11 protein-coding genes are annotated in these 14,498 nt (G+C 45.1%); 10 read left to right on the forward strand and 1 reads right to left on the reverse strand.

Annotation, left to right across the window (positions count from 1 at the left end):
• Positions 1-5 precede the first annotated feature (5 nt).
• From LEP1GSC047_RS02460 to LEP1GSC047_RS02505, 10 genes are all read left to right on the forward strand, one after another.
• Positions 6-341, forward strand: coding sequence for an STAS domain-containing protein (locus LEP1GSC047_RS02460; RefSeq protein WP_010411985.1), 336 nt, complete (start codon positions 6-8; stop codon positions 339-341).
• A 41-nt stretch (positions 342-382) separates the two neighbouring features.
• Positions 383-2,218, forward strand: coding sequence for a lipoprotein LipL71 (locus LEP1GSC047_RS02465; RefSeq protein ID WP_010411983.1), 1,836 nt, complete (start codon positions 383-385; stop codon positions 2,216-2,218).
• A 152-nt stretch (positions 2,219-2,370) separates the two neighbouring features.
• Positions 2,371-3,249: a carboxylating nicotinate-nucleotide diphosphorylase gene (gene nadC, locus LEP1GSC047_RS02470; RefSeq protein WP_010411980.1), complete on the forward strand. Its 879-nt coding sequence runs from the start codon at positions 2,371-2,373 to the stop codon at positions 3,247-3,249.
• Positions 3,249-5,273, forward strand: a complete 2,025-nt coding sequence (locus LEP1GSC047_RS02475; protein WP_010411976.1) for a RelA/SpoT family protein — start codon at positions 3,249-3,251, stop codon at positions 5,271-5,273. Before nadC ends, LEP1GSC047_RS02475 begins: the two co-directional genes overlap by 1 nt.
• Positions 5,274-5,394: 121 nt before the next feature.
• Entirely contained in the window at positions 5,395-7,203 is a 1,809-nt protein-coding gene (locus LEP1GSC047_RS02480) for an extracellular solute-binding protein (protein ID WP_052580613.1), read from the forward strand.
• A gap of 4 nt (positions 7,204-7,207) precedes the next feature.
• Positions 7,208-8,275 (forward strand): hypothetical protein, encoded by a 1,068-nt coding sequence (locus LEP1GSC047_RS02485; RefSeq protein WP_010411971.1) that lies wholly within the window; start codon positions 7,208-7,210, stop codon positions 8,273-8,275.
• 91 nt (positions 8,276-8,366) lie between these two features.
• On the forward strand, positions 8,367-9,668 hold the full coding sequence (gene purB / locus LEP1GSC047_RS02490) for an adenylosuccinate lyase (RefSeq protein ID WP_010411969.1): 1,302 nt from the start codon (positions 8,367-8,369) through the stop codon (positions 9,666-9,668).
• A 4-nt stretch (positions 9,669-9,672) separates the two neighbouring features.
• On the forward strand, positions 9,673-10,434 hold the full coding sequence (locus LEP1GSC047_RS02495; protein WP_020988089.1) for a Rossmann-fold NAD(P)-binding domain-containing protein: 762 nt from the start codon (positions 9,673-9,675) through the stop codon (positions 10,432-10,434).
• Entirely contained in the window at positions 10,431-11,507 is a 1,077-nt protein-coding gene (locus LEP1GSC047_RS02500) for a helix-turn-helix transcriptional regulator (RefSeq protein WP_010411966.1), read from the forward strand. Before LEP1GSC047_RS02495 ends, LEP1GSC047_RS02500 begins: the two co-directional genes overlap by 4 nt.
• Before the next feature lie 131 nt (positions 11,508-11,638).
• Positions 11,639-12,457: a sterol desaturase family protein gene (locus LEP1GSC047_RS02505; RefSeq protein WP_010411962.1), complete on the forward strand. Its 819-nt coding sequence runs from the start codon at positions 11,639-11,641 to the stop codon at positions 12,455-12,457.
• A gap of 13 nt (positions 12,458-12,470) precedes the next feature.
• Here LEP1GSC047_RS02505 and LEP1GSC047_RS02510 read toward each other — a convergent pair whose 3' ends face one another.
• Positions 12,471-14,483, reverse strand: a complete 2,013-nt coding sequence (locus LEP1GSC047_RS02510) for a PAS domain S-box protein (protein ID WP_020988084.1) — start codon at positions 14,481-14,483, stop codon at positions 12,471-12,473.
• Positions 14,484-14,498 lie beyond the last annotated feature (15 nt).

A 14,498-nucleotide genomic window follows, 5' to 3' on the forward strand; every position in this document is an offset into this window, starting at 1 on the left:
TTTTTATGGAAATCACCAGAAGGGAAAGCGGTAACATCGTAATTCTGGACATTAATGGCGAAATCGATTTGTATAACGCCCCTGAAATAAAAGATGTCATCGCTAAGCTCATCGAAGAGCAGAAATATTATACAATCATCAACTTGGAAAAAGTCTCCTACATCGACTCATCCGGAATTGGCGCATTGATTTCCAGCCTCTCTAACCTAAAGAAATATCAGGGAGGATTAAAAATCATTAACGTCGCGGGGTCTGTGCGAAAGGTATTTGAGCTCACTAAGCTTACGTCCTTCTTCGAGATTTTTGATAATGAAGCTGACGCTGTCGGTGCTTTTAAATAAGCTACGATAGAGAAAACCGATTCCAGGCTGGTGCAAAACAAATGAAATCCTTTCGAGCTACATCTTTCCGATTCCTACTAATACTAGGAATCCTCGGCGTTTTGGTCGCTTGCGGTGCCGAGCTCCCCGTTAGAGAGCTTGCAGAAGCAAAATCGGCAATCACTAGGGCCAAGGAATCCGGTGCGGAAAAATATGCGCCTGGTGAATACGAGGAGGCCCGCAAAAGCCTTTTTATGGCTCACGAAAAGGCCTCTAACGAGGACTTAGGCGAAACGAAGAAAAGTGCAGTGTATGCCAGAGCGAAGGCGTTAGATGCGCAGGAGAAATCATTTCCATCGTTAACCGAAGAATCCAAAAAGCAAGCTACGGCTGCGATCGACGAGGCTGAGGAAGCTTTCTCGTCGCAACTCGCCGCAGAACCTTACACGAATGCGGTGGAACTTCGTAAAGAAGGCGATACCCTTCGCGATAATGCGGACCGGGCCTTAGAATCCTATCCGAAAGAATCCGGAGACGACGCTAAATTAAAGACTCGTTTAGCCGCGTTCGAGCAGTATGAGCAAAGCAATAAGAAGTATCTGGATTCTAAAAAATCCGCCCAGGATGCGAAAGCATTAGCTCTTTCTCAAAAGCAACAGCTGATCGACTCCCTATCCGATATCGAAAAAAATCTGGACGATGCGGATCGCTATGCCGGTGGCCAAGATCCCGAAGTGGGACAAACCAGACAACGATTGAATGCCACTAAGTCGAAAATCGACGAAGGCAAGATTAAAGAAGGATATTCCGAAGTAGAAGACATTCGTAAAAAGTCGAATGAATTGGTAGCGAGGAATATCCAATCCTATGCCGCCAAGAAAAAGGAAGAAGCCAAGGATAGTATCGCAAAGGCGAAAGATAAACTTGCCGGAATCGATCAAACGAAAGTTACTTCCAGCAAGGATATCCAAACTTCTTACCAAAGAGCCGACGAAAATTTAAAGGCGGCCGATGAATCCTTAGCGGCCGCGGAAGATTTCTTTTCTTCGGAAAAATACGAAGATTCGATCAGCCGTTCCGAGGAAGCGATTCGACTTTCTAGAATCGTCGTGGACCAGTCCGATGATATTGCAGAGCGAATTAAATCCGGCGCTTCCGTTGCCGGACGCACCGGAACCGGGGAAGAAGATAGAAATGCGACAGTCGACGGAACCGAAGGTAAAACGACACATACGAAAACCAAAACGACCGGTACGAGTGGAAGGGCGTCGGTAGGTTCCGGGGAACTTCCGGAAGGATGGAAGAGGTATGTGGTTCGGAAACGAGTTCCTGCAGATTGCCTCTGGAGAATCGCCTCATACAAGCAGCATTATGGTACCGGACGACTCTGGAAAAGAATTTATGATGCAAATAAAGGAAAGATCAAGAATCCGAGCCTGATCTATCCTAAACAAGTGCTTTTGATTCCTCCGAGAAAAGGATCTACGAAATTCGATCCTAAGAAAGCTAAGAAAAAGCATTCCGGTAGTGACGAAGTGGAAGCCGTAACGGATGAAAAGAAAAAGCCCGACGCTAACACGACACCGAAACCGGATGCCGAAGAAGAGCATTCCGAGGAAGACCATTCTCAAAATCCTCAGCCTCAGGCGGAAGAGCAACATTCTCCAGGGCAGCAACAAGCGCCTGCAGAGGATCAGCACGCTCCGGCTCCGGAGCACCAACAGGCACCATCCGAAGAGCAAGCTCCGTCAGAGCAGCATAATCCTCCCGAACAACAAAGTGCTCCTTCGCAGGAAGGGCATCAACCTTCGGCTGGAGAAAGTGCAAATCCATCCAATGCGGAAGGACATACTCCATCTTCTAGCGGTGAAGAAAAGAAGCCTGATACGGGAAAATAGTCCTAGGTTTTAGCAACTCCTATTTCGATTCCTTGGTGGAATAGCCCGGCCAGTTATTGGATCCGGGCTTTTCTTTTTCTAAGGGGAATCCCGAGGAATTCCGCTTGATCCCTTCCGCAAGCGGGTAAGACTTCTATTTAGATGGAGTCTCTGTGAAAAGGGCTTACACAAAGCCTATTTCCGAAGTCGTTTCGGAGGATTACTTTCCTTTGGCCAAAATGGCTTGGGAGGAAGACTGTCCTGACGAAGACATAACCTCGGTTTCCCTTTTTCGGCCGGATCAAAAAGCATTCGCTAATTTGAATGCTCGCGAAGACGGGGTTCTCTGTGGAAGCGGTGTAACCGAAGCTCTCAATCGACTTTCCGGCGAACGTCTGGAATCCAAATTTTTCTTTAAAGACGGAGATCGTTTCCGTAAGGGAGATACGATCGCCGAACTTAACGGAAGTTTGATATTGTTATTGCGAGTGGAACGAATCCTACTGAATTTTTTGCAGTATTTATCGGGAATATCCACCGAAACAAGAAAGGTCGTAGATCGCTATGGATCGAACGGCTTGATGATTTTGGATACTAGAAAGACCTTACCCGGATATCGGAAGCTTGCGAAATACGCCGTTTACTGCGGAGGAGGATCGAATCATAGGCTCGACCTCTCCGAAATGGCGTTGATTAAGGACAATCATCTCGCTTTATTCGAACATGCGTCCGTACCTGTAAAAAGAATTCGAGACAGATTCCCCGGCAGACTCGTGGAGCTGGAAATCGATTCACTCTCTCAATTGCAAGACGCATTGCAGGCAGGGCCTGACGTTCTTATGCTGGATAATTTCAATCCGGAAGATACCAAAACGGCGCTTGAAATTGTAAAAAAAACGAATCCTTCGATGCGGATAGAATGTTCCGGACGGATCACTCCGGAAAAGCTGGAAGCATTATCTAAATTTTCCGGTGTCGGCGTCAGTATGGGATACCTGACTCACACCACGCGATTCCTCGACCTCGGCTTAGATATACGGACGGATCATTGATGGGATTTGTGAAAGCTCCTGCGACCAAAGAAATGCTTTTAGAAGGAGTCCGGGATCGTCTCGGACCGGAGTCTCTGGAACTCGTGGAAAAAGCGTACAAGGTTTCCGAAGAAGCACACCAAGGACAGTTTCGTCTATCCGGAGAGCCGTATATCGTGCATCCGCTACAAGTGGGCTATATTCTTTACGAGTTAGGATTGGACGAAAAGGTGATCTCGGCCGGAATCCTTCATGATGTCATAGAAGATACGAAATACACCCGGGACAATATGGTCTCGGACTTCGGCACCGAAATCACCCAACTTGTGGAAGGCGTTACTAAAATTTCGGAGATCAAGAGCCAATCCCGAGAAACGGAGGCCGCAGAAAATATCCGTAAAATCATCATCGCTACGATTCAAGATATTCGAGTCATACTGATCAAACTTGCGGACAAAACCCATAATATGAGGACTCTTTCGTTTCAGCCGCCCGAAAAGCAACGCAGGATAGCCAACGAAACTCTTTCGCTTTACGCGCCTATCGCAGGAAGATTAGGTATTTATAAAGTAAAATCGGAACTGGAGGATCTCGCGTTTCAGGTCATTTATCCGGAAGAATACCAGGATATCAAGAAAAGAATCAACGTAAAGAAATCCGAACGAGAAGAGTATATAGATAAACTTCAAATTATTCTAAAGCAGCGTTTGGCGGAAATAAACATCAACGCGCAAGTCGACGGAAGAGCGAAGCATTTCTTCTCCATTTATAGAAAAATGAAAACGAAGGAAAAAACCTTCGACGAAATCTTTGATTTGAGGGCGATTCGGATCATTACGGATGAAATCAAGGATTGCTACGGAGTTTTAGGAATCGTGCATACTCTTTGGACTCCGGTTCCGGGAAGGTTTAAGGACTACATAGCGACTCCTAAGACGAATATGTACCAATCCTTGCATACGACCGTGATCGGCCCGGACGGTAAACCTCTCGAGGTTCAAATTCGAACGGCGGAGATGAACGCGATCGCCGAATTCGGAATCGCGGCACATTGGGTGTACAAAGAAGGGAAGACTCACGCGAACGAACGGCATCTTACCGTAAAATGGTTGGAGGTCCTTCAATCCTGGCAGGATTCCGCATTGGATCCCAAGGAATTCCTGGAAGAGCTGAAGTACGACCTTCATGAGGATGAAGTTTTCGTTTTCACTCCGAAAGGCGAGATCATTCAGCTTCCGAAGGGCGCGACCGTACTCGACTTTGCATTTAGAATTCATACTGATGTCGGTCTCCATTGTAAGGGAGCGAAAATAAATAGCAGAATGATTCCCTTACGGACGGAGTTGCGCAGCGGGGATCAGGTGGAGGTCGTAGTCGATAAGCGATCCAAGCCTTCGCCGATTTGGCTTAGAATCGTTAGAACCACTTCCGCCCGTCAAAAACTTCGAGCCTACTTCCGGAAACTTCGCGAGGAAAGTCGCAAAGATTTGGAACATGGGGCCGAATCCGCCGCAGAATTGACCCTAAATGCCGAAGTTCTGGAAGAGCTAAAGAGAAAACCTTCTCACGATAAGAACCATAAGCAGGGTCATTCCGGCGAAGGCCGAGTCCTCGTCGCAGGATTGAGGGATATTCCCGTCCGTCTTTCCGGTTGTTGTTCTCCTCTGCCCGGCGACCAAATCATCGGCTTTGTTACGAGAGGGCGTGGCGTGTCGGTTCACAAGAAAAATTGTAGCGTTGCAATGAAGCAACGGGAAGAAGAACAACTTCGAATCATATCCGTGGATTGGGATTACGGACAAACCGAACCGGTTCCCGTGAGAGTCGAAGTTAAGGCCAGGGATCGTCAGGGGATCTATTTGGAGATGGTTAAGAGCATTTCGGGAACCCAGACGAATATTTTGGAAGCGGGAGCTTCTACCGTTCAGAAAGACACTCTAATGGCAAGATTCATGATCGAAGTCGAGCATCTGGATCAGCTAAAGGAAATTCTCGGAAATCTTAAGCGGATACCGGACGTAGTGTTTGCTCATCGCGTAAAATAAGCGGTTTCAATTCGAAAAATCCTTTTAAAAACCGTATTCAGTTTGCCCGAAATGCCCTCTTTGCGAAAGTTTCTTACGAGCGAGGTGCACATTGAAACGGGAAACGAATTGGGGACAAAAAATTCGGAATTCGATCGTATTCCTAATCGTAGGTTTTTTGATAGGACCGACTTTTTCCTGCGGAGAAAAAGAAGACTCCGATAACGGAACCGTCGTTAAGGATATTTCTTGGCAAGGGGAATATTCGTCCATACCGGAAGCTTTACGAAAAAATAATCCTATCGCTTCCAAGGACGCTAAGAAAGGCGGAACACTCCGAATTTACAGCCATCAATTTCCGAAATCTTTAAATTATTATCTGGAGCAATTCTCCACTACTGCGGAAATATTTCAAACGATGTTCGAGCCTCTATTGGAGTATCATCCGATAACGTTGGAACCGATGCCTCACTTGGCGAGTTCCTGGAAAATCTCCGCAGATAAGAAAAAATTCACGTTTACGATCGATAGGAACGCGAAATGGTCCGACGGCAAACCGGTTACCGCAAAAGACGTACTGTTTACTTACGAAACCTTAATGAATAAAGAGAATAATACGGCAGTATTCAGGATCGGATTAGCTCGATTCGAAAAACCTGTCGTGTTAAACGAATATGAAGTCGAATTTACTCAAAAAGAAATTCATTGGTCGAATTTCGAGACGGTCGCGCATTCCCTATTTATTCTACCCGAGCATCACTTTAAGGAAAAGGATTTTAATAAGGAAAACTTCGAATTCCCCGTAGTTTCGGGACCGTACGAACTTTTGTCCGCTAAAAAAGGAAGGTATGTTCGTTTACGTAGACGCGGAGATTATTGGATGCGCGCTTATCCCTTTTATCAGGGAAGCGATAACTTCGACGTTCTGTTATTTAAAGTGTATACCGAGGAAGCGGTCGCGTTTCAGGCGTTTAAGAAAGGAGATATCGATATATATCCGGTTTACAAGGCCTATACTTGGGTAAAGGAAGCGACGGGAGAACCGTTCGATAAAAATTATATCGTTAAGCAAAAAGTTTATAACGACAAGCCGATCGGTTTTCAAGGCTGGGTGTTTAATATGAGACGTCCGCCTTTCGACGATGTTCGCGTTCGTAAGGCGATCGCTCATTTGGTGGATCGGAAACTTTTAGTAGAGAAACTGGCGTTTAACGAATACGATTTAACGGACGCGTATTATACGGGAGTATGGCCCGGGAATTCCACACCCAACCCTCCGATCGATTATGATCCGGCAAAGGCACGAAAACTTTTATCGGAAGCCGGATGGAAGCCGAATGCAAAAGGGATTCTGGAAAAAAACGGGAAGGAATTTAAATTCGCAATTTTAGATAGAGATAAGGGTACAGAAAAATATTTTACGGTTTTTATCGAACGTGCAAAAGAACTCGGGATCCAAGCCAGTATAGACCTCACCGATTTAGCGGAGTGGAGTTCACGCATCGATAAATACGATTTTGATATGACCTGGGCTGCCTGGGGTGGGGGACTATTTCCCGATCCGGAACCTATGTGGTTTTCAAAATACGCGGACGAAACCGGCCAGAATAATTTGGCAGGCTTTAAAAGTCCCGAAGTCGATAAATTAATCCAAGAACAAAAGACGGAGTTCAACGCGCAAAAACGCGCGGATATACTTCGTAAAATCGATAAGGCCTTAACGAAAGAGGTTCCATACGTTCTATTATGGAATACTAAATCGACTCGACTATTGTATTGGAATCGATTCGGATTCCCGGTAAATCCATTGGGACGGTTTAGCGGAGAAAGCGGTGCTAATCACCTTTGGTGGTTGGATGAGAATAAAGCGGACTTATTAAACTCGAATAAAAAGTCTAAAAGTGCAATGCCTACATATTCTCCCGTGCTTAAGTATTCTCCGCTGCTTTAAAAAAATGGCAAAGAAGGGAAGACTCTCCGAGTTCGGGGATGCGATTCGGAATTTCTGGAACTCTCCGGGAATTCCCAACTTTATCGAGATTCTTGAAAAGGGACTGGATAAAGAGCTTTTCTTTGATCATGAAAAAGCCGAGGAACGGATACCGCTCGAAGATCTTCCGATCGATTTTCGTCTCAGGCAGTCCGGATTCTTTCGGAAATTATACGAGCGGGTTTTTCCGGTTTCGCATGTCTTCAGAATTACTCATCGATACGGTCGTGAATTCTTGGACAGCTTTATGCCTCTGGCGTCCGAGAACTATATCGGACGCGGTTCGTATAAGTTCGTATACGCCTTACCATGGAATCAGGTCGTTAAGATCGGTAAATCAAAGCTTCCTTCCGATCCTATTTTCGGTTCCTTGTACAAGGAAGTGCAAAGGAATTTGGGAAAATACCTGAAGCCGGAAGAAATCCGACTGATGGAATTCCTACAGAACGCTACCTGGAAAGAATCCGCCAAAGACGAGATTCGATTTAAGTTTGCGCGGTTGGGTCTGGAGCGACTTCATTATTGGAAACTCAAAAGTCTAATTCCGGATCTCGTGCTTCCCACTCGATTTTTTATGGGTCTTCGATTTCGTAAAAGTCCGTTCGGAATTCCGATCATCACTCTTACTCCTTGCGATAACCAAAATCTTTTGCCGGGAAAACACTTAAAGGAATTCATTCGCTTAAACGAGAAGATTCGGCAGAACCCGATTCAGGACGCGCTATTTCCCAAATGGAAGTTAAATTTCGATACTCATAGATTCGGAATCATCAACAAGGCTAAACTTAAAAAGATCGCTATGGATTTTCATAGAGTCATCGAAGTGACTCGTTATTTAGCTGACGAGGAAAAATTAATCTTCGATATCCATTCGGAGAACATCATCATCACGATCCCGGATTTCGAATTGAAGATTTTCGACTATCACGTTTTCGACGAGCACTTGTACGAACCTAGCAAGGAGAATCCTTCGCCCGAGGTGGATCATATCAATTTGATCAAAGAGTTTGTGAGGTCTTTCGACTTAGGTTGACGTCTTTCTAAAACGCTTTTTCCCGTTTACGGGAAGCCTACGGTTGAAAATCCTATCATAGAGAGGGAAGACTTTTCCCTAGGAAGTTCCGATGATCGACCGTTATTCTAATCCGGAAATTGCAAGAATCTGGGAACTAGAAAATAAATTCAATATTTGGAAAGAAATCGAAATTCTCGCGTGCGAACTGAGAACCAAGAAGGGAGAAATTCCGGAAGAGGATTTCGAAGAGATTCGGTCCAAGGCTCGTTTTAAGGTCGATGAAATATTGGAAATCGAATCGAAGGTTCATCACGATGTGATCGCGTTCTTGACCAATATGAATTCCTATATCGGCCCGGCAGGACGTCACATTCACCATGGTCTTACTTCCTCGGATATCGGCGATACTGCCTTATGCGTACAGATGGTGCAGGCGATGGAACTCATTCTCCGTAAGACCGATCAACTGATCGAAGCGATCCGGGAAAAAGCGATTCAGTATAGGGACCTTCCTTGTATCGGTCGATCTCACGGAATTCACGCCGAGCCGATGACACTCGGATTGAAATTCGCCCTTTTTTACGAAGAGATGCGAAGAAACCGAAGCCGTCTTCAAACTGCAAAGGAAGAAGTCGCGGTGGGAAAACTTTCCGGTGCCGTGGGAACTTATTCCAATATCGAGCCCGATATAGAGGAGTATGTTTGTGAGCGATTGGGTTTAAAGCCCGATCCGATTGCGACTCAGGTCGTATCTAGGGATAGACATGCGGCTTACATGTCGGCTCTCGGAGTGACTGCCGCTAGCTTAGATCGCTTTGCAACCGAAGTTCGTCTCTTGCAAAAGACGGAAGGCCGTGAAGTGGAGGAGCCGTTTTCCGTTGGACAAAAAGGTTCTTCGGCGATGCCTCATAAACGAAATCCGGTGATATGTGAAAGAATTTCCGGCATCTCGAGAGTCATACGGTCGAACGTGCAAACCGCTCTACAGAACGTTCCTCTTTGGCATGAACGAGATATTTCTCATTCTTCAGCGGAACGCATCGTAATCCCGGATTCGACGATTGCGCTCGAATACATTTTAGATAAGATGCTTTTCGTAGTCAAAAACCTGCACGTTTATCCGGATGCAATCGAGAGAACATTAGGAATTACGCGTGGATTAATATTTTCCCAAAAGGTTCTTCTTCACTTAATCGAAAAAGGTGGAATCACTCGAGAGGATGCATACTCGATAGTTCAGGGACATGCGATGGCGGTTTGGGCGGATCAAACTCAAACCTTGAAAGGCAGACTCGCAGCCGATCCTAAGGTTCAAGCCGTTCTGAAGCCGGGAGATCTAGATGCAATTTTTCGAATAGAACCTTATCTGGCGAAAGTAGGATTGATCTACAAGCGTCTCGGATTAGAATAGTTTAATGGATCCTTTCGCAATTCTCGGATTGGGTTATACCGGATTGCGAGCGGTCCGCGCCCTGGAAACGGATCTTCCGGTTATCGGTTTTTCCGCAAACACTCGGACGGACACTTCCCGAAAAGTCGATTTCTCGCAACCGGAAGCGATCCAAAAATTCAAGTCCGAGTTCGAAAGCTCTCCGTTTGAAGCGTTGATCGTAACGTTTCCGATCCATTCCCTAGCAACCCGCGATTTGCTTTTGGAGGTCTTACCGAAAGTGGCTCGCCGGCGTTGGTTGCTCGGAACGACAAGCATCTATAGGCGCGGAGGCGATATACGCGAGGCGACCCCGAAAAATTCCGATCATGTGCGTTACGAAATAGAAGAGCGATTCTTGGAGAGCGGGGGAAAAATTTTAAGGCTTTGCGGGATTTATGGGCCGAAGCGGAATCCGGGTGATTGGGCGCGTAAAGGGCTGATCAAAAAAAACAAGCGACAACTGAACTTAGTTCATGTGGACGATATTACTCGAGTTTTGGAAAAAATCCTTCTCGACCGCAAGGACACTCTCCCGTCGGAGCTTTTATTATCCGATAACCAATGGCATACCTGGTTCGAGATCTTCCGGTTTTTGGAGGATAACGGAAAAATCGACCCGAGAGAAGAGGAGGAATCGGATCGGGAGGACGCATTTGTCGACAGTAGCCTAATTAGGAAATTTCTTCCTGGTTTACAAACAAAGGACTTTTGGGGAGAATTGGAAAAACTGGAAGAACTCCCTTGATCTCCGAGATCACAAATATCCTTCATTATTTCTGTCTTTCGAATTTAATCTTTCTTATCGGATTATTTGCGTGGAGATATCATTACGATCTCAGAATTCGAATCGCGGCGGGTTTTTCTTTCGGAATTATCTGCTACATTATACTTTCCTTAGATCCGAATATGCTGATTCCGCTTCCGATTCGTGTCGGGTTATTCGGCGGACTTCTTAGTTTGCCGTTTTTTTTCTGGATCTTAAGCTCCGCCATCTTTGTGGATAATTTTCACCCGAAGCTTTGGCATTGGTCCATATTAGTAGGAAAGATTTTGATTTCGGCATTACTCGTTTATCCTGTGCTGGATGAAATCAACATGAGAGGTCCGATCGAATCTGAGACCGTCCTTGCTCATATCATAGTTCCTACTTTACTTTCTCTCGCGTTTGTCCTGGCCGCCATTCTGCAGACATATTCCGGTAGGAAGGACGATCTAATAGAAACCCGACGTCGATTGAGGGAGGTCCACATTCTCGTTACCGGTAGCGTCATCACTTTCTCGATATTCTCCCATTTGATTTTACGCGGAAAAGCGCTTTCGGAAATCCTGGATTTGTTAAACGTAGTTCTCGCTTGGGGATTGATTCTTGCGTTCATGCACTTAGTGCTCGAACTGAAAGACGGTTTGGTCGATCCGGAGCCGGACGGAGAAATCGAAGAAGAGGAACGGGTCATTCAGGCGGATCCGGCGTTAAAGAGAAAATTAGTCCTCGCCTTCGAGGAAGAAAAACTATATCGAAAGGAAGGATTGACGATCGGCCAATTGGCGGAGGATTTGGAAGTTCAGGAATATAAACTAAGGCGTCTGATTAATCAGGCTATGGGTTTCCGAAACTTTCCCGACTTCCTCAATCGGTATAGGATTCAAGAAGCGTGTGAGATCCTACTGGATTCGGGAAAGGACGAGTTCCCCATCATCCGGATTGCTATGGACTTAGGCTACCAATCTTTGGGTCCGTTTAATCGGGCCTTTAAAGAACTTACCGGAGTCACTCCCACGGAATTCCGTAAAAATCGGGAAAGACAACCCCAAGTGTAAAATTTTTCGATAAATCCTTCCCGATTTCGGAATCGGCTAGGTCTTTTCGGGATCGTATAGGATAACGGAGGTCTTATTGTTAAAATGCGTTAATGAAAGCGAAAAAGATAAAAAGATAGCAGGGTGGAATCATGACTGAGTTAGTTCAAAAAATCGGATACGAAGGTTACTACGTATTCTCGCTCGTGACGTTATGGGTAAGATATTTATTCATGGCGGGATTGGCATATTTCTTCGTGTGGTACGTTTTTAAGGATAAACTAAAGCACAGGATTATCCAATCGAGATTGCCTGAAAAAGAAAAAATCTTTTACGAACTTAAATATTCCGCGCTAACTTTATTTATTTTCGCCGCCTCGGGAATCTTGGTCTATTGGATGAAAGAGCAAGGCTGGACCTTGCTGTACGATAAGGTTTCCGATTATGGAGTCGCATACATGGTGTTCAGCATCGTGGCGTTGATATTATTGCATGACACGTACTTTTATTGGACTCACCGGCTAATGCATCACCCGCTTCTTTTCAAAGCAATGCATTTAACTCATCATCGATCCACAAATCCTTCTCCCTGGGCCGCATTTTCTTTCCACCCGTATGAGGCGGTCGTCGAGGCGGGGATTGTTCCTCTTGCTGCCTTGATTTTACCGATGCATTCCATCGCTCTTTTGGTTTTTTTCTTCTATAGCAATTTCCTAAACGTTTTAGGTCATCTTTCCTTCGAACTATTTCCGAAAGGGTTTTTGGATAATAAGTTTCTAAGATGGCATAATACGACGACTCACCATAATATGCATCATCGATATTTTAACTGTAATTACGGATTATATTTTAATATTTGGGATCGCTTAATGGGAACGAATCATCCGAAATATTTGGAAACCTTCCGGGAAGTTACGAACCGCGATCCGGAAGAAGTTTCGATCACCGAGGCAAACACGCAAAGCGCGTGATTAACGGAACGGACTAAAATAGGATCGGGAATCGAACTCGAGTAGTCGTTCCTTGCGAATGAGCCAAATCCAGAACGTTTCCCTTTAATTGTTTGGCTAATAGATCTACGAGTTCTAAACCCATGGACTCGGAAGGTCGATCTTTTCGGTCCTTCCCACTTCCGTTATCGCTCACTTCTAAGTGAACCCAGTTGCCCTCGGTGTAAAAAGCGATTCCGAGCGACTTTACTTCGGCGGAAGGCTTCGAAATAAACGCGTGTTTCAAGGCGTTCGTGACTAACTCGTTTAGTATAAGACCGATAGGAATGAACGCGTTTTGTCTGAGAGGTACCGGTTCGCACTTAAGATCTATCCGGATTTCGTCGGCCTTGTAGCCGAAGGATCGTAACAGACTTTCGACAAGTTTGCTTACGTATTCGGGAAAGAACTCATCGCTGACGGAGTTTTTTCCATATAGCGACTCATGTACGTAAGCCATGGATTGGATTCGGTTTTGACTTTCGAAAAGAACCGATTTGGATTCGGACTCTTCGCTTGAATCCATATGCATCGACAGTAAGCTGGATAATACTTGCAGATAATTCTTTACCCGATGATGGACTTCCTTTAATAAGATCTCCTTCTCTTCAAGGGTTTTTGACATCATCTCTTCGGCCGCTTTTACTTGACTAAAATCGGCGATAAACCCCTCTAACGCCAAAATTTCTCCGCTTTCTCCCTTTACGGCGGAACCCTGTTCCCAAGCCCATCGAAGGCTACCGTTTCGATGCAGGATGCGATAGACTAAACGATAGGATTGATTCGCATTAATGGCGGTTATAACTTCATTATAGACTCTTTCGCTATCATCTTCATGAATGATACTTCCGAACGAAACGGTTCGGTTATCAACGAAATCAGAAGGGGAATAGCCGGTTAGCTCGAAGCACCCGTCGCTAATAAATTCCATGGTCCAGTCGATGTTCACTTTGCATCGATATGCGATTCCGGGGAGATTTTTTATTAAGGTGGAAAGCTGTCGTTCGCGCTCCTTCAGAGCGCCTTCCGCCTTCTTGAACGGCGTGATATCCGTACTCATAGCGATCGAACCGTCATAATTTCCGTGGATATCGAAAATCGGACTGCTGGACATTAATAGCCAAATGGATTCTCCTTTCTTATTCTTAAAATGGAAATCGTGAATTTCGCTTAATCCTAATTTCCTTTCGCCTAATCTCTTTTCGACGATCGTTCTATACTCCGGATCGACGAAGTCGAATAAGGATTTTCCGATAAAGTCCTTTTCGGAAATCTCCAGAAAATCGCACATCTTGTCGTTCACAAAGGAAGTATTCGCATCCTTATCGATCATCCAAATCCCTTCCTGAGTGGTTTCTATTATCTTTTTATAATCATTCTGTGTTTGTTGTAGCGTGTTTTTAGTCTCTTCGAAATAGAATAGAAGAATTGCAATGGCCAAGGAGGTTCTAAAAAAGCCGCCGATTGAAAAGCCGATATACGCAAGTTCGGGTATCGGCCTCAAGATCGGATAATTTAAGACGTGAAAGCCCCATAATATAAGTATCCATCCGACGATTTTTTTACCGATATTGTTTTCCGTTAGTCTTAAAAATGAAACGCCCGTGAATATCTGGGAAAATCCGATCAGAAGATAAACCGGACTCATCAGTAAAAAATCAATAGTATTGACCAGATCCAGATAGACTGCCCAGGCCCCGACGATCACTAAGATTATCTTTGCCGCTCTCGGTGTGGAACGTTTCAGAAAATACATGCATCCTATCAACTGAAACGTCGCGATCAAAAAATCAAAGGTCACATTCGGATAGAATCGATAAATCCCGGTCATTCCCGTCGCTAGGAAAATATTTCCGATATAAAACAGAATATGAAAGAAGCAACATATCGCCCACATTAGTAGGGATTTTTGTTTCTCCCTATAATAAAGATAAGAATAGATCGCGAATAGGAAGATACTCGAAGGTAAGGTTGCTAGAAGGGTGGGCAGTAGCCACGGATTCGACACGAGTTTCTAGAGCCT

The organism is Leptospira inadai serovar Lyme str. 10 (assembly GCF_000243675.2).
GTDB lineage: Bacteria > Spirochaetota > Leptospiria > Leptospirales > Leptospiraceae > Leptospira_B > Leptospira_B inadai.

Bases quoted from the DNA above. Each gene is read 5' to 3' on its own strand.
- LEP1GSC047_RS02460 (WP_010411985.1), top strand. From the start codon at position 6: ATGGAAATCACCAGAAGGGAAAGCGGTAACATCGTAATTCTGGACATT.
- LEP1GSC047_RS02465 (WP_010411983.1), top strand. From the start codon at position 383: ATGAAATCCTTTCGAGCTACATCTTTCCGATTCCTACTAATACTAGGA.
- LEP1GSC047_RS02475 (WP_010411976.1), top strand. From the start codon at position 3,249: ATGGGATTTGTGAAAGCTCCTGCGACCAAAGAAATGCTTTTAGAAGGA.
- LEP1GSC047_RS02485 (WP_010411971.1), top strand. From the start codon at position 7,208: ATGGCAAAGAAGGGAAGACTCTCCGAGTTCGGGGATGCGATTCGGAAT.
- purB (WP_010411969.1), top strand. From the start codon at position 8,367: ATGATCGACCGTTATTCTAATCCGGAAATTGCAAGAATCTGGGAACTA.
- LEP1GSC047_RS02495 (WP_020988089.1), top strand. From the start codon at position 9,673: ATGGATCCTTTCGCAATTCTCGGATTGGGTTATACCGGATTGCGAGCG.
- LEP1GSC047_RS02505 (WP_010411962.1), top strand. From the start codon at position 11,639: ATGACTGAGTTAGTTCAAAAAATCGGATACGAAGGTTACTACGTATTC.